Annotated in this window: 14 protein-coding genes; 7 read left to right on the forward strand and 7 right to left on the reverse strand. The window is 37.4% G+C overall.

Annotated features, from left to right (window positions below; genetic code table 11):
* The first annotated feature begins 180 nt into the window (after nt 1-180).
* Both FFJ24_RS12300 and FFJ24_RS12305 read left to right on the forward strand, forming a co-directional pair.
* Nucleotides 181-1,458, forward strand: coding sequence for a hypothetical protein (locus FFJ24_RS12300; protein ID WP_138821768.1), 1,278 nt, complete (start codon nt 181-183; stop codon nt 1,456-1,458).
* A 19-nt stretch (nt 1,459-1,477) separates the two neighbouring features.
* The gene (locus tag FFJ24_RS12305; RefSeq protein WP_138821769.1) at nt 1,478-2,305 is read left to right on the forward strand and encodes a caspase family protein; all 828 of its coding nucleotides are present in this window, start codon (nt 1,478-1,480) and stop codon (nt 2,303-2,305) included.
* 21 nt (nt 2,306-2,326) lie between these two features.
* On the opposite strand, the gene FFJ24_RS12310 is transcribed toward FFJ24_RS12305, so the two are convergent.
* Nucleotides 2,327-4,162, reverse strand: coding sequence for a UbiD family decarboxylase (locus FFJ24_RS12310; protein WP_138821770.1), 1,836 nt, complete (start codon nt 4,160-4,162; stop codon nt 2,327-2,329).
* A 105-nt stretch (nt 4,163-4,267) separates the two neighbouring features.
* The gene (locus FFJ24_RS12315) at nt 4,268-4,747 is read right to left on the reverse strand and encodes a Dps family protein (RefSeq protein WP_138821771.1); all 480 of its coding nucleotides are present in this window, start codon (nt 4,745-4,747) and stop codon (nt 4,268-4,270) included.
* 283 nt (nt 4,748-5,030) lie between these two features.
* Here FFJ24_RS12315 and FFJ24_RS12320 point away from each other — a divergent pair, with 283 nt between their 5' ends.
* Together FFJ24_RS12320 and FFJ24_RS12325 are read left to right on the forward strand one after the other, a co-directional pair.
* Entirely contained in the window at nt 5,031-6,554 is a 1,524-nt protein-coding gene (locus FFJ24_RS12320; protein ID WP_138821772.1) for a LysM peptidoglycan-binding domain-containing protein, read from the forward strand.
* Nucleotides 6,551-7,201 (forward strand): uridine kinase, encoded by a 651-nt coding sequence (locus tag FFJ24_RS12325; protein WP_138821773.1) that lies wholly within the window; start codon nt 6,551-6,553, stop codon nt 7,199-7,201. The genes FFJ24_RS12320 and FFJ24_RS12325 overlap by 4 nt, the downstream gene beginning before the upstream one ends.
* Before the next feature lie 126 nt (nt 7,202-7,327).
* Here the strand turns inward: FFJ24_RS12325 and FFJ24_RS12330 are convergent, their stop codons facing one another.
* The 5 genes from FFJ24_RS12330 to FFJ24_RS12350 form a co-directional block, all read right to left on the reverse strand.
* A complete protein-coding gene (locus FFJ24_RS12330; RefSeq protein ID WP_138821774.1) occupies nt 7,328-7,987 on the reverse strand; it encodes a CoA transferase subunit B in 660 nt (219 codons plus the stop codon).
* 78 nt (nt 7,988-8,065) lie between these two features.
* Nucleotides 8,066-8,770 (reverse strand): CoA transferase subunit A, encoded by a 705-nt coding sequence (locus FFJ24_RS12335; protein WP_138821775.1) that lies wholly within the window; start codon nt 8,768-8,770, stop codon nt 8,066-8,068.
* 294 nt (nt 8,771-9,064) lie between these two features.
* Nucleotides 9,065-10,153, reverse strand: coding sequence for a sorbosone dehydrogenase family protein (locus tag FFJ24_RS12340; protein ID WP_138821776.1), 1,089 nt, complete (start codon nt 10,151-10,153; stop codon nt 9,065-9,067).
* 282 nt (nt 10,154-10,435) lie between these two features.
* Nucleotides 10,436-12,814 carry an endonuclease MutS2 gene (locus FFJ24_RS12345; RefSeq protein WP_138821777.1) on the reverse strand — a complete coding sequence of 793 codons (2,379 nt, stop codon included), beginning with the start codon at nt 12,812-12,814 and terminating at the stop codon, nt 10,436-10,438.
* A gap of 1 nt (nt 12,815) precedes the next feature.
* Nucleotides 12,816-13,349, reverse strand: coding sequence for a DUF4296 domain-containing protein (locus FFJ24_RS12350; RefSeq protein ID WP_168202467.1), 534 nt, complete (start codon nt 13,347-13,349; stop codon nt 12,816-12,818).
* A gap of 93 nt (nt 13,350-13,442) precedes the next feature.
* On the opposite strand from FFJ24_RS12350, the gene FFJ24_RS12355 reads away from it, so the two are divergent.
* Genes FFJ24_RS12355 through FFJ24_RS12365 form a run of 3 tightly spaced genes read left to right on the forward strand, consistent with a single transcriptional unit; the run spans nt 13,443 to nt 15,877 of the window.
* Entirely contained in the window at nt 13,443-14,144 is a 702-nt protein-coding gene (locus tag FFJ24_RS12355; protein WP_138821779.1) for a YggS family pyridoxal phosphate-dependent enzyme, read from the forward strand.
* A gap of 1 nt (nt 14,145) precedes the next feature.
* Nucleotides 14,146-14,613, forward strand: coding sequence for a GNAT family N-acetyltransferase (locus FFJ24_RS12360; protein WP_138821780.1), 468 nt, complete (start codon nt 14,146-14,148; stop codon nt 14,611-14,613).
* A 1-nt stretch (nt 14,614) separates the two neighbouring features.
* Nucleotides 14,615-15,877 (forward strand): aspartate kinase, encoded by a 1,263-nt coding sequence (locus FFJ24_RS12365; protein ID WP_138821781.1) that lies wholly within the window; start codon nt 14,615-14,617, stop codon nt 15,875-15,877.
* Nucleotides 15,878-15,952: the final 75 nt, after the last annotated feature.

Here is a 15,952-nt window from a genome sequence, read left to right on the forward strand (position 1 = left end):
TGACAAAACTCTCATTAAACAAGGTTGAAAACTTTATTAAAGGTCTTGACCAGACTCCTGCACTGAAACAGGAATTCGATAGACAGCACAAAAAGAGACTGTTTTTCTTTCTCAAAAATAGTGAAAACACCTAATTAAAATTAGCAGTAGAAATTTCTTAATTAACAAATATTAAAGACTATGAAAGTTTTATTTTCTCAAGCCTCAAAATTCAAAAAAATGGAATGGTATATTATTATAGGTTTATTTATTGTTGTCCTACTAACAGGAACTCTTTCAAGCTGTACTGTTGTAAAAACAAATTATTCGAGTAATTCAAAAAAAGCTGCGACAGTATATTATTATTTACCAGAAAGCATTCTAAAAATCAAATCGGCTGTAAAAGTAGCTGTTGTATATAATTCAGATGACAGTACGCTGAACGGTTCAAGTAGAATAATAGAACAAAGTTTTGGTACAACAGCAGAAATGATTGCTGATACAAAAGACTTACTTTCTTTAAACTACAAGCCAAACGCGCTTATGTCAGATGAGATTAAATATGGCGTAAACACAAAAGGGCTATTAGAAACCGTCAATATTACTACTGAAGACAGGACTTCTAACATCATTGCTAAATTGGCTGAGGCACCACAAATAATTCTTGGAACATCTAGTGGTGCTGCTAAAGCTCCTAATACAATAGTAAAAATCAAAGAATTTTCAGCAGACTTTATTGTCAAAGCATCAGCAATCTCTAATGCCCCTTTATCCATAAACTGGCAAATAGTCCTTATCAATGAACTTGGAAAAGACGAATTTCTCACAATTCAAGGTGACTTCAAAATTAGTTCTCAAGATATTATGCCAAATGCTTCAACACTTTCAAACTTAGTAAATAATGGTGCTGCAGCAAGTCCAACTGATGAAATCGAAGGAATATTTACTCGTCCAGTAAAAAATGTACAACTAAAGTTTGAGTCCACTTCTTCAGGTTTCAACAACTCCTTACCTACAAATATTACTATTGCTGATAATTCAAAACTTATTATAATACCAGTAAACCGAACGGCTTTTGTTAAACGAGTTAACAAAATAGCAATTCAAGATGGCATAATTCTGTCTAACGAAATCACAAAACCGTCATCTGTAGAAGGATTTATTTCAATCCCAATAAACATTGCAAAAGCAATTGTTTCAATTCCCAGTCAATTAGTACAATTTAAATTTGATAATACAAAACGCTTTGACGATTTAGAGAAAGCAAAGCTCAATTATGAAAAGTCTATTCAGGAGAGTCAAAAATTTACACTTACAAAAGAACAAGAAATTGGAAAAGTAAAATTGGATATTCAAAAAACTGAATTATCTAACCAAATAGAATTACAAAAACTAAAATTAGAGCTACAAAAAAGTTTATTGGAAGCCGAAACAAAACGACTTGAGGCTCAAAAAGTACTTGATGCACTAAAAAAGTAATTAAAAGAACGTAATTAATATGGCAAATGGATTTTCATTAAATATCGGACTAAATAGCATTGACACAACTAAATATAAAGGCACGTATCAACCATTACGCAATGCTGAAAATGATGCGGATTATTATTATCAAATAGCATTAAAAAATAATTTTAATTGCAAAAAGTTAATTGGTAAAGATGCGACTAGTAGCAATCTTCTAGATAACTTAAAGTTCTTTGCAGATGGAATGATAAAGGGAGATACCTTATTTATTTCTTATTCGGGACATGGAACTCGCGTAAAAGATTTAAGCAATGATGAAAATGATGGGTATGATGAGGTTTTAGTACTATATGATAGGCTTTTTATTGATGACGAATTTCAAGTATGTTGGAACAGATTTAATGAAGGAGTTAAAATTTTCTTCATTAATGACAGTTGCTATAATGGAACAGTATCAAAATTTTTCCCTACTCATCAAAAAGTAACAGAAGTACTATGGCCAGAACATGTTTTACGAGGCATTGATCCTACCGAATCTGAAATTGATTTTGAAAATAATCTGACATATTTCAAAAGCATAAAGCTTGGAGCTGCTTCTACAATACATGCAATCTGTTCTATAATTCACATAGGGGCTTGTCAAGATAACCAATTATCAGACGATGGCGCAGTTACAGATAAAAACGGAAGATTTACTTTAGCTGTACGAAAAGTTTACAATGACGGGAATTTCAATGGATCTTACATATCATTTTTTGAGAATATAAAACAAGAAATGCCTCCTTGGCAAACACCCAATTGGGATACAGATGCAGGAAAGCTTGACAATGAATTTGTTAAATCACCATTTTTGAAAATATAAAATCCATAATACTACTTAAATTTAAACCACCCCAAATAACGCTCCACCTTCTTTACCCATTTCATCAATCTTAGCCTCTACCACTCCATCCTTAATCAATTCGGGTGCGTGGTGGGGCTTTTTCCTTGCATCAATAATCAACGAGCCTTTACATCCCCAATGTTTATTAATGGTAAAATCGTTGATACCATATATATCTGCTGCCGGATTGCTCCTGGTAAAAGCTACCCAAACCAGATTATCAATATTGGCAGCTGTAAACTCAGCATCATCGGCCAATATAATTAAAGGCAGACCAGATAAATCCTGATCAATCAGGGCCATGTTCAGCATCGCAATTTCTGCAGCTGTTTTCTCTGGATTCAGGTATTTATTAGCCGCTAAAACCAAAACGCCTGGCATGACAATTTTGGGCTGATAAAAAGCCTCACTCAATTTCAGTCCCTCAGGAACATGACTCCACAATTCTCTTTTTTGATTACCTGCTGCAGCAATCACCACTTTCGAACCACTGTTTAATCCGTCGCCACTGTAATCCAGCGTATCAATGGTGGTATTGGTATAAAAATGGATATCTCTTGTTAAATCAATCCGCTGTAATATATGTTTGATAAAATCTTCAATATGATGTGTACTCAGTTGCTGATCATCTTCTTTAGCCGCTATAAAAAGGTATTTGGCCAAACTCAACTGATTTTTACCCAGAATGTGGTTGGCAATGGTCAAAATCTCTTGTGGTCTTCTTTCTTTTAAATATGGCGTATAACGTTCGCTACCGATGGCAAAAAGTAAAGGGTGCACGCCAGCAGCATCTACGGCATGAACTTCTTTTAAACCATGTATTTCCTGTGGAATGGCCGAACCTGTAATCTCATGAATCAATGCACCAAAACTGGTATCTTCCTGCGGTGGGCGGCCAACCACAGTAAACGACCATATCGCATCTTTTTTATGGTACACATTATGCACTTTCATTAAAGGAAATGGGTGTGTTAAGCTATAATAACCCAAATGATCACCAAATGGTCCTTCAGGTTTATTTTCATTTGGATAAACGGTGCCGGTGATGATAAAATCGGCATCAGCAGAGATACAAAAACCTTCATCATCATAAAAATAACGGAAGCGCCTGTCGCCAAGGGCACCGGCAAAAGTCATTTCCGACAAACCTTCCGGCAATGGCATTACGGCAGCCAAAGGATGTGAAGGTGGACCTCCGACAAAAACACTTACTTTTAAAGGCTGTCCAAGGGCATTCGCTTTCGATTGGTGCACGCCTATCCCCCTGTGGATCTGATAGTGCAAACCAATTTCTTTATCCTGGATATAATCGTTTCCTCCTAACTGAATACGGTACATCCCTAAATTAGCATTAAGTACACCTGGTTTATCTATATCTTCAGTATAAACCTGTGGCATGGTAACAAATGGGCCACCATCCATCGGCCAGTTAACAATCTGAGGCAACTGACTGATGCTTGTTTTTAAAAATTTATTTTTTGCAGAAGGTGTTTTGAGCGGCAAAGCTGATAAAGCCGACATTGCCGAACCTGCATATTTAAAAGGATTTTTCAATGCTTTTATAGGATCGTTTCTTAAAGAAACCAATTGCTGCACCTTTGGCAAGGTATCCTTAAAAATGAATTTTGATCTTTCTAAAGTTCCGAATAGATTAGAAACCGCAGGAAAAGGGCTCCCCTTAACTTTTTCGAATAACAGTGCCGGTCCCTCCTTTTCGTAAACCCTTAAATGGATGGCGGCCATTTCTAAGTAAGGATCTACTTCTTCTTTGATTCTGATTAAATGACCGTGCTTTTCAAGATCGGAAACACATTCTGCTAAACTTTTGTACGCCATTCCCAAAGATAAATATTTAGATTTCCAATGAAACAAAAAAGCCCCATATAAGCAGATTTTACAATTAAGCTACTTATATAAGGCTTTTAACCTACCAATCCCTGGTTATTTTTTTCCGGCAAAAGAACGTAACATCCAGGTATTTTTTTCTTTAAACTGCATAAAACGGTTCACCATATCGTTAGAACCATCGTCGCCAGCCTCATCAGTAGCTTCTAAAAGCCCCCTTTCCAATTCGATCAGTGAAGCCATATCATCTAAAATGGCATCTACCATATCAAGATCTTTCATACCAATGGTATCAATCTCTTTAATTTTAGATTCTTTAATATAATCAGCAAAACGGCTATGTGGTGCTTTACCTAAGGTTAATACACGCTCTGCAATCTCATCAATAGTTAGCTGAGCATTTGTATATAATTCCTCGAACTTAACATGAAGCGTAAAAAAATTCTGTCCTTTAATGTTCCAGTGGCAACCTCTTAATTTTTGATAATGAATGTGGTAATTAGCTAAATAATCATTTAACAGATCAACAACTGGTTTAACTTCTTTTTCGTTTAAGCTTATTTCTTTAGCGTCCATTTTATTATAATTTATGATGTATTTTAATGTCAACGTAACAACTCAAATTTAGAAAAGTTTTGCTCAATTTTGTCTTTTGAACAATACGCTATTTATTAAACCGTTTAATATTCATTATCATATAAACAACAATTTTATAAACATTTGTTAATGAACAGCATATCAAAATAATAAGGTATGATTTATCTTGTTTTTACCTGAAAACGAGTGGTAAAACATGAGATGGTTAACAATATTATTCGTATAATTGCTCCCTTTGACTTAGAAATTTAGATAAAAATAAATGCATAAAATATATTTATCTGCTGTAGTGTTATTTGCGCTGAATATTGCAAATGCCAGGGCCAACACAGCAAGAGACTCTATCGGTGTAGAAAATAACAAAGGCAAAAAACTGATCGTTCACCAAACCGTAGCAAAAGACACTTATTATTCTATCGGAAGAAGATACAATGTATCACCCAAGGATATCATGGCTTTTAACGAGAACAAATACTTACAGGTCGGGGTAATCATCAAAGTCCCTACAAATATTCCTTTTACAGCTAGTGGATCACCAAATGCAGAAACAACTTCTTCAACGGCCAGTGTGATAGAACACACCATTAAGCCGAAAGAAAATTTGAACATGCTGGCCGAAAAATATGGTACTACAATAAATGAAATTAAGGCTTTAAATAATTTAAAGAGCAGTAATTTAAGCATCGGACAGGTGTTAAAAATTCCGGCGAAAAACGGCACACAGACTGCAGCAGCTGAGCCAGTTACAGCACCAGTAAAAAACAATACAGAATTACCTGTAAACAATAGCCCGGCTTCAGATCAAACCATGATCGAGCATACCGTTGCACCTAAAGAGTTTTTAGGAAAAATTGCCGAGAAATACGGCACTACGGTTGAAGAAGTAAAAAAAGCGAATAACCTTTCAGGCAATAACCTCCGTATTGGTCAGAAACTGAAAATCCCGGCAACAAAAAACATCGACGAAAATAAAGTAGTTTCGGCTGCTGTTGAAGAAAAGCCGGCACAAGAGAATAAATCCAGTGATACAGCAGGTACGCATACCGTTTTAAGGAACGAAACCATATTCACTATTGCCAAGCAATATGGCATTACCGCTTATCAGATCAGAACGATGAACAATCTCCCTGATAACGCCATTACCATCGGACAGGTTTTAAAAGTTCCGGGCGGCATTGTTGCCGATGTTCAGGTACCAAAAGAAAAGCAGGCTGAAACCAAAACAAAAGAAGTACCGGTAGCAAACAAAGAAGAAAGTTTTATCCATACTGTAGCAACTGGCGAAAACATTTTCTCTATTGCTAAAAAATACAATTTAACAGCCTTTCAGATCAGAACAGCAAATAAACTGGATGATAACAATATTAAGGTAGACCAAAAACTGATTATCCCGAAACCACCACAACCAAAATCGGTAAATGATATTTCAAAAGAGGAGCAGGAAAATGAACCGGACAGCACCATGGTTAAAGATCCTAAACTGCGCCGCGACCCAAGTGTTTATGGCTTAAGCCAGATCGAAGAAAAAGGTACCGCGGTTTGGATTGCTGATCAGGACCTGGATGGCACAAAAATGTTGGTTTTACACCGTACAGCACCTGTTGGCAGGGTAATCAAAATCACCAATCCAATGACCAACCGCACTACCTTTGCTAAAGTTGTTGGTAAATTTACAGAGAACGAATCTACAAAAGATGTTATCATTGTAATGACTAAAGCTGTAGCCGATTCATTGGGTGCTTTAGACAAACGTTTTTTCTGCAATTTAACCTATAGTGCTCAATGAGTTCAAACAAAAAGCCTTTTATAATTGGTATTGCCGGCGGTAGCGGATCGGGCAAAACATTTTTCCTAAACTGCTTTCTCCATCATTTTAAACAAGATGAAGTAACACTGGTATCACAGGATGATTATTACATCCCTGCCGGTGACATGACACAGGAAGAAAATAAGTTATACAACTTTGATCTTCCTTCAACCATTGATAGCGAACAGTTTTTGAGAGATATCAAGCAATTAATGAGCGGTGAAGTGGTTTATAAAAAAGAATATAACTTTAATAACCCATTGGCTGTAGTTAAAATACTGGAGATTAAATCGGCGCCTATTATTATTGTAGAGGGGCTTTTTATCCTTCATTTTAAAGAAATCGCAGCTTTACTGGATCATACCATTTTCGTTGATGCGGATGAACAGGTTGCTTTGGACCGCCGTATCAAACGCGATGGCTTAGAACGGGGTTATCCGGAAGATGACGTATTGTACAAATGGCATAACCATGTAGTACCAGCCTATAAAGAATATCTGCTACCCTACCGCGAACAATGCAATAAAGTAGTTATGAATAATACCAATGAGCCCGACGAAATAATCGCCATCACAGAAGATATTTCGAATAATTTGAGGAATAGTATTTTGGTAGATATACAATAAAAAAGAAGTCAAGTTTTAAAAAAAACTTGACTTCTTTTTTTATTACAAAGTGTCAGGCTGAGCGGAGTCGAAGCCCTAATCGCCGCGATTTATAAAGCCACGGTTTGTGTCCTCACAAACTACCAATTAATCCAGTCTCATTTCAGGAATTTCACCCTCCACAACCAGTCTCCCCGCTGTAGATTTCTGTATAAATTCGATACTCACCCCCGGTGCACGTTCCAAAAGTTTAAAACCACCTTCAGGTAAAACATCTAAAACCGCAAGTTCGGTAACAATTTTCTTGATGCATTTCACACCGGTTAAGGGCAAGGTACATTTTGGCAATAATTTACTTTCACCGGCTTTGTTGATATGTTGCATGGCTACAATGATATTTTTGGCCGAGGCCACCAAATCCATTGCACCTCCCATTCCTTTAACCATTTTACCCGGAATTTTCCAGTTGGCAATGTCTCCGTTTTCCGAAACTTCCATGGCACCAAGAATAGTTAAATCTACTTTTTGTGCACGGATCATTCCGAAACTCATGGCCGAATCGAAAATAGATGATCCAGGTAAGGTGGTGATGGTTTGTTTTCCGGCGTTTATTAAATCAGCATCTTCTTCTCCTTCAAAAGGAAATGGGCCCATGCCCAATAAGCCGTTTTCTGATTGCAATACCACATTAATTCCTTTTGGGATATAGTTGGCCACCAGCGTAGGTATACCGATACCCAGGTTAACGTAGTATCCGTCTTTTATTTCTTTAGCGATGCGCTGTGCGATCTCTTCTTTTGAAAACATAAATTTTAATTGATTGAGTGAGTGAATAATTGAATGGTTGAATATTTTAATCTGCTATTCGACTTCAGACTGCCGACTTCAGACTTCAGACTTTCTAACCGTTCGCTGCTCAATTCTTTTCTCATATTCTTTGCCCTGAAAAATCCGGTGAACATAAATACCAGGGGTATGGATATAATCAGGATCTAATTCACCCGCCTCAACCAGTTCTTCCACTTCAGCAATGGTAACTTTACCTGCCATCGCCATTACCGGATTAAAATTGCGACTTGTAGACCTGAAGATTAAATTCCCTGCTGTATCACCTTTCCAGGCTTTAACAATGGCAAAATCGGCATCAAATGCATATTCCATCAAATAATCCTTACCATCAAAATTACGTACTTCTTTACCTTCTGCTACTTCAGTTCCTACACCAGCAGGGGTAAAAATTGCGGGCATACCATATCCGGCGGCAAGACAACGGGTAGCCAAAGTACCCTGAGGAATAAGGTCTACATCCAGTTCGCCACTTAACAACTGCCTTTCAAACTCGGCATTTTCACCTACGTAAGAAGAAATCATTTTTTTTACCTGACGCTGTTTTAGCATTAAACCAATACCAAAATCATCTACACCAGCATTATTGGAAATGCAGGTTAAATTTTTAACCTGTTTGCTTACCAAAGCATTGATACAATTTTCTGGAATGCCACAAAGCCCGAAACCACCAAGCATTAGGGTTGCCCCATCTGATATATCTTTGATGGCCTCTTCGGCACCAGATACTACTTTATTTATCATCTTATGAATTTTTGGTTAGTGCGCTAAATTACAAATTGCCTTCAGAATGCAGCAATTATAATTTTAAATCTCTCAGGAATATTTATCAATTGGAATTAATCTAAATAACCATTACCTTTGTACAGCAATGATTTACGAGAGAGAAGAAAGCCAGTTCATATTACCTACTGATCCAGAATTTCAAAAAGGGATGGGTTTTATTTTCAGCTGTACCGCTGAACACAAAAAATGTTGTGAAAAATTTAAAAAAGGTAAACGCTGTAAAAAGTGCCCGGGTAATAAAAAGAAATAAGCCTATTTCGCTATTTCTACAATCTTATCATCACTTCCATTGCTGGTACAGATATAAACTTTGCCTTCAGGCGATTGGCAAACAGTCCTGATCCTACCATAAGTATTCACATAAAAATCTTTCGTTGCTGTAATTTTGGTCTGTGTATCATCTAATTTTAACTGCATCAGCTTAGTTCCTTTCAACACCGCTAACAACAACGAATTTTTAAACTGAGGAATATAATCATTGTTGTAATAAGCCAAACCACTTGGTGCAATGGTAGGTGTCCAGTTGATTAGTGGCTCTGCCACATTGTTCAAACTACAGAACGATTGTTCACCGCTTTCATTACAAAAACCTTTAATGTTCGGCCAACCATAATTTCGCCCTTTTTCAATAATATTGATTTCGTCATCCGAATCCGGTCCATGTTCAGAAGAAAATATTTTGCTGCCTACCTGAACCAATCCCTGCGCATTGCGATGTCCTAAGCTCCAAACTAGATTATTTGGGTAAGGATTATCTGCAGGAATAGAACCATCTAAATTGATCCTTAAAATTTTGCCTGCCAATGAATTTATATTTTGAGGATTGGCCGTATCGGATGCATCGCCGGTACTAATAAACAATTTACCACCGCTGATCAACAAGCGTGAGCCATTATGTATAGAAGCCGCAGGAATCTGATCGAGTAAAACCAATGGACCGGTTAAATTCCCTCCGCTATAAGTATAACGGACCACTTTCGCTTTGTAAGTGTTTCCATATCCATAAATCACATATACATAAGGATTATCAGTGAAATCAGGATGTAAGACCATGCCCAATAAACCTCCTTCGCCATTGGTACGTACTTCTGAAATGGTTAATAATGGTGTAATTTGACCGGTTGAAGGATTCAAACGGCTGATTTTGCCTGCTTTCTCAGTAAACCAAATGAAATTATCAGGTCCGTACACCATTTCCCATGGCAAAGTTAATCCTGAAACAACAACTTTTGCTTTTAATTCTACATCAGGCATGGTACCCGGATCTTCATTACTATCGTCAGTCTTTTTGCAAGTTGTGATAAATAATACCACAAAAAGGCAGAGTAAGATTTTTTTCATAACCGTAACGTTTTAAAAATAACACAGTTACGACTATAAAGTTTTGTGTGCAGTCAGATGTTTCCATCTGACAGGCTAAATTGATAAAAGAGTAAGCAAACAGGATTTTTCTCAATGTCGGATGGTAACATCCAACACCACTACAAAGAGATTAGCAACAAGATTTTTCTCAGTGCCGGATGGTAACATCCAATACTACTACATCAACTCTATCCATTCCGCTACGCTTCAGTCGAGATGACGCCTGCCCCATCTCACATCTCCTGTCTCAAATCTAACTCATCAATTCAAATATACATACGTAATCCCATCTCCACCTCTATCTGCATGCTCATCTTCCATTCTATTCACCTGGCTATATTTCCGTAAATACTCCCTAATCATTTTCCTCAAAATCCCATCACCTTTACCATGTATTAGTTTAATAGAAGGAAAACCAAGCATAATGGCTTTATCCAGGTATTTTTCAACTTCAAATAAGGCATCTTCCGTGCGTTTTCCGCGCAGGTCCAATTCAGCCCTAAAGTCCGATACTGCTTCATTCATACGTCCGGCAAACGAGTGTGCACCGCTCTGAATCACTTTTTTAGCTTCCCGGTTACTTACCTTTTGTACACGGTTTTTCTTCACTGTCGAACGTAAATCGCCAATGGCTAAAACCAGTTCATTCCGGTTAATTTCCAAAACCTGACCAATAGTTTCGCTATCTGTAAATTTAACCAGATCGCCCACTCCAATTTCACCCCCTACAACTACTGGTGCCGGCTTAGGACGCTCTTTTGGTATAGTATTTTTAGCGAGTTCGCGCTGCAAATTCTGGCGGAGCCCTTTAGTAACTTCTTTATCGGCCTGTTTTTCCTTAATCTCGGCAATGGTATTTTCTACCAGTTTATTGGCATTTTTAATAATATTTTGCGCCTCTTGCTTCGCTTCTTTAATCAGGATTTTTTTATTCTCTTCTAAAAATGTTTTTAACTTTTCATTTTCGGCAACCAGGTTTTTGGCCTTATTCTGCTGATTGGCCAAACTTACTTTCGCATCATAAACATTTTTCTTTTCACGTTCCAGATCAACCAACATTGTATCTACCCGGTTCTGGTTAGATCCTGTTTTCTCTTTGGCCAACTGGATCACTTCTTTTGGCAAACCAATATTCTGTGCAATTTCGAAAGCATAAGAACTTCCGGGTTTGCCCATTTCTAAAATGTAAAGCGGTTTCATCTTTGCATTATCAAAAAGCATTGATGCATTTTCCAAACCAGGTGTATTCCCTGCAAACAACTTTAAGTTAGAATAGTGGGTGGTAATTACACCTCTCACTTTTTTATTGTTCAACACCTCTAAAACAGCCTCTGCCATTGGTCCGCCAAACTGTGGATCGGTACCTGTACCAAACTCATCAATCAGCACCATTGTTTTTGGCGAAGCATGCTCTACAAAATAACGCATCTTCTTCAGGTGTGCACTGTAAGTACTTAAATCACTTTCTATCGATTGATCGTCGCCGATATCGGCAAAAATATTCTCAAAAATACCCACTTCACTGTTTGTATCAACGGGTATCAACAAACCTGTTTGCAACATAATCTGCAGTAAACCAACCGTTTTCATGCAAACCGATTTACCACCTGCATTTGGTCCTGAAACCAGGACCACACGCGTTTCAGCATCGATATGGATATTTAATGGGGTAACGCTTTTCTTTTCAGCTGCGAAAGAGATGGATAACAAGGGATGCCTGGCATTGATTAGCCTGGTTTTCGGCTCCTTTAATAAACCGGGCATTTCGGCTTCAATATCTAAAGCAAACAATGCTTTTGCACGCACAAAATCCAATTTAGTAAGGAAGCCATGGTAAGAAAGTAATAATGGCGAATACGGACGAAGATCGTCTGTTAAAGCAATTAAAATCTTGATGATTTCGCGACGTTTGTCAAATTCTAAATCGCGCAGTTTGTTGTTTAAGGTAAAAACCTCTTCTGGCTCAATATAAACGGTTTGCCCTGTGGCTGATTCATCATGCACAAAACCTTTAAGTTTGCGCTTATTCTCGGCCAATACCGGGATACACATCCTGCCATCACGAATAGTTAAGCTACCATCGGCAACCCAATTATTGGCTATAGCCTGTTTGTAGATCGAATCCATACGCTTTCGAACATCTTGCTCCGCTTTAGAAATAGCCGAAGTAATCTCCTGCAATTCTTTTGATGCATTGGGTTTAATCTTTCCTTTGGCATCAATCACCGTTTCTATTTTACGCAGAATGTTTTTTTCGATTGGTAAATGCTCAAATAAAGCTTCGAGCGTTGGATAAACCTCCGCCCTTTCTTCAAAAAAGCGAAGCACCGAAAAAACGGTCTGTAAGGAAGTATATACCTGGAACCACTCATCCTCTAAAAGATAAGTTCCTTCTACCCTGATTTTTTCAACCAGCGATTTGATATCAAAAAAGGTATTGATCTGTAAGGGTTCCTGATTCTGCAGGATGCTCTTGAACTCGTTTGTTTGACGTAAAAATTTATCAATTTGATCAAAACGGTTCATCACTTGCATCTTTTCCACCATCGTTTGCCCCATGGGGCTCAAACAATGCTTGCTGATCAGTTGCCTGATTTCCACAAAACCTAAACGTTCTAAACAATTTTCGGGATATAACATATTATTGTACTACGGCTGGTGTGGGCAATGCACTCACTACTCCAGCTTTTTTTATATTGATAAGTGAATCGGCCTGTTTTTTCTTTTTGGCAATTGCCGCCACAGCTTTAACCTTTGATAAAGAATCTGGTTTCATTTTTTTTCTGATCGCAAGAGAATCGGCTTTAAATTTCTTTGCTATCACCAACGAATCAGCTTTAAACTGTTTTTTCCTAATTATTAAATCGGCTAACTCTGTTCCTTTTTTTTGTTTAGCCAACATTTTCTGAATGTTTTTATACATAGCTTCCAGCGCTACAGGATTTGTATTATACCAGAGTAAACTTTTATTGTATTGGGCAGAATCTGTACCGAATTTTTTATAAATCCCCTTATAATAACCTGCACCAACCTTCTTTGCAGAATCTACTATATAAATACTGGAAAGGTACCCATCAACAATGTGCATGTCGTATAAAATCTTCTCCATTTTATCAGGTTTAATAATGCCATCAGGTATACCAGGCTTACATCCAAACCATAATATAGCTGTCATTAAAACCCATATTAATCTCTTCATGCTTAATTTAAATATTATTTTTTGCCCAAATTGCGGCAAGGTTATTAATTTTACCAAAAATAGTTATAAATGAGCATAGCTGATAATCTTAAACAATATAAAAGCGAAGTTGAATCAGATGGGGTAAAACTGATTGCAGTTTCAAAAACACAGCCAATTGAATCAATTTTAGAAGCATACAACGCCGGACAGCGCATTTTTGGTGAAAACCATGTACAGGAAATGGTTGAAAAAGAAGCACAACTTCCAAAAGATATCGAATGGCACCTCATCGGCCATCTACAAACAAATAAAGTAAAATACATTGCACCTTTTGTAAAATTAATACATGGGGTAGACAGTTTAAAACTGTTGCAGGAAATCGACAAACAAGCGGCAAAAAACAAACGCGTAATCGATTGTTTACTACAGGTTTACATTGCTGATGAAGACACTAAATTTGGACTCGGCTTTGATGAAGTGATTGAACTTCTCCGTGAAGAAGCCTTTGCTGAATTAAAAAATATCCGTATTGTCGGATTAATGGGTATTGCCACCAATACCAAAAACGAAAAGCAAATAACGATCGAATTTCACGAGTTGAAAGTATTTTTTGATGGCATAAAAGTGAGTTTCTTCCGTAAAGAGGATTCTTTTAAAGAAATATCGACCGGAATGAGTGCCGATTATAAAATCGCGATCGAAGAAGGCAGTACAATGGTACGCATTGGCAGCAGTATTTTTGGAAAAAGGGTAATTAAACATTTTAAAAACGATATTTCTGCTAACTAATATGGATTTTAACATCAGGTTTGCAACCGCTGAAGATTGCCCAAGAATATTAGAGTTGATTAACGAACTTGCCGTTTATGAACGCGCTCCTGAAGAAGTAACTGTTAGCTTAGACCATTTTATCGATGCCGGCTTTGGTAAAAACCCTGTTTGGAAAGCTTTTGTTGCTGAAGTTGACAATAAAATTGTTGGGTTTGCCCTATATTATACCCGCTACTCCACCTGGAAAGGCTGCAGGTTATACCTCGAAGATTTTATTGTAACAGAAGAGTTCAGGGGAAAAGGCTTGGGCAAAATATTATTCGAAAAGGTAATAGAAGAAGCCAAAAACGGCAATTACAGCGGTATGGTTTGGCAAGTACTGGACTGGAACGAGCCGGCCATCAATTTTTACAATAAATATAAAGCACATTTAGAAAGCGGCTGGTTAAACGCAGCGCTGTCTACAGCACAAATCAAGGCATTTTAATATGGATATTTTTAAGTTTGGAGGTGCCTCGGTAAAAGATGCGGCAGGTGTAAAAAATCTGGCCAATATTGTTCGCGATTATAAAAAAGGAAACCTACTGATCGTAATTTCTGCCATGGGCAAAATTACCAACAGGTTGGAAGACCTAACCCATGCTTTCCTCTCGCAAAATGATGAGGCACATGAAATTTTTGAAGAAATTAAACATTTCCATTTCAGCATTATAGACGAACTTTTTCAGGGAAAACACCATCCGGTTTATGATGACGTAGCCAATACCTTTGTCGAAATCGATTGGTTAATTGAGGATGAACCTGATAACAATCCGGATTATATTTACGATCAGATTGTATCCATCGGTGAGGTAGTTTCTACTAAAATTGTAGCAGCCTGGTTAAACGAAATGGGTAATAAAACCCTTTGGGTCGATGCACGCAACTACATCCAGACTGATAATACGTACAAGGAAGGAAAAGTAGACTGGACAAAAACCAACCAGGTTATCCAGAAAGATTTAGTACCACTTTTAACCGATAATATCATTGTAACACAAGGCTTTATTGGCGGAACAAGTGAAAATTATACCACAACATTAGGTCGCGAAGGTTCTGATTATTCGGCAGCTATATTTGCTTTCTGTCTGGATGCAGCAGCTTTAACCATATGGAAGGACGTTCCGGGTGTATTAAACGCAGATCCAAAATGGTTTGATGAGACAGAAAAAATTGCCCAGCTTTCTTATCATGATGCCATAGAACTTACATATTACGGTGCAACGGTAATCCATCCCAAAACCATCAAACCGCTTCAAAACAAAGGCATTCCGCTTTTCGTAAGATCATTTATACAACCAGAAGGTTCAGGAACAGCCATTACGAAAGAAAACAATCCTTTGCCTATCCCCTCTTTTATTTTCAAGGTCAACCAGGCATTGATTTCTATTTTCCCTAAAGATTATTCTTTTATTATTGAAGAAAACCTGAGCAATATTTTTGAGCTTTTCCATAGGCATAAAATCAAAATCAATACCATGCTTAACTCTGCAATCAGCTTTTCGGTGAGTGTTGATGATCATCCTGTCCAGATTGAAAAACTGATTAAAGACCTGTCAACCGAGTTTACAGTAAAATACAACAAGGGTCTGGAACTGGTAACCATCCGTTATTACAACCAGCAAACAATTGATCGTGTAACAGTTGAGAAGGATATTTTACTCGAAGTGAAGAGCCGCCATACCTGCCAAATGGTGATGAAAAATAAATAGTCCGAGGTCAGAGGTGGGAAGATATGAGTCCGTCTTAATACCCGCTACTTGATACTTCCTACCTGATACTTGATA

It is taken from the genome of Pedobacter sp. KBS0701 (assembly GCF_005938645.2).
Taxonomy (GTDB): Bacteria; Bacteroidota; Bacteroidia; order Sphingobacteriales; family Sphingobacteriaceae; genus Pedobacter.

Bases quoted from the DNA above. Each gene is read 5' to 3' on its own strand.
- FFJ24_RS12355 (WP_138821779.1), top strand. From the start codon at position 13,443: ATGAGCATAGCTGATAATCTTAAACAATATAAAAGCGAAGTTGAATCA.
- FFJ24_RS12300 (WP_138821768.1), top strand. From the start codon at position 181: ATGAAAGTTTTATTTTCTCAAGCCTCAAAATTCAAAAAAATGGAATGG.
- FFJ24_RS12305 (WP_138821769.1), top strand. From the start codon at position 1,478: ATGGCAAATGGATTTTCATTAAATATCGGACTAAATAGCATTGACACA.
- FFJ24_RS12330 (WP_138821774.1), bottom strand. From the start codon at position 7,987: ATGTTTTCAAAAGAAGAGATCGCACAGCGCATCGCTAAAGAAATAAAA.
- FFJ24_RS12350 (WP_168202467.1), bottom strand. From the start codon at position 13,349: ATGACAGCTATATTATGGTTTGGATGTAAGCCTGGTATACCTGATGGC.
- FFJ24_RS12365 (WP_138821781.1), top strand. From the start codon at position 14,615: ATGGATATTTTTAAGTTTGGAGGTGCCTCGGTAAAAGATGCGGCAGGT.
- FFJ24_RS12325 (WP_138821773.1), top strand. From the start codon at position 6,551: ATGAGTTCAAACAAAAAGCCTTTTATAATTGGTATTGCCGGCGGTAGC.
- FFJ24_RS12345 (WP_138821777.1), bottom strand. From the start codon at position 12,814: ATGTTATATCCCGAAAATTGTTTAGAACGTTTAGGTTTTGTGGAAATC.
- FFJ24_RS12320 (WP_138821772.1), top strand. From the start codon at position 5,031: ATGCATAAAATATATTTATCTGCTGTAGTGTTATTTGCGCTGAATATT.
- FFJ24_RS12335 (WP_138821775.1), bottom strand. From the start codon at position 8,770: ATGATAAATAAAGTAGTATCTGGTGCCGAAGAGGCCATCAAAGATATA.
- FFJ24_RS12340 (WP_138821776.1), bottom strand. From the start codon at position 10,153: ATGAAAAAAATCTTACTCTGCCTTTTTGTGGTATTATTTATCACAACT.
- FFJ24_RS12315 (WP_138821771.1), bottom strand. From the start codon at position 4,747: ATGGACGCTAAAGAAATAAGCTTAAACGAAAAAGAAGTTAAACCAGTT.
- FFJ24_RS12360 (WP_138821780.1), top strand. From the start codon at position 14,146: ATGGATTTTAACATCAGGTTTGCAACCGCTGAAGATTGCCCAAGAATA.
- FFJ24_RS12310 (WP_138821770.1), bottom strand. From the start codon at position 4,162: ATGGCGTACAAAAGTTTAGCAGAATGTGTTTCCGATCTTGAAAAGCAC.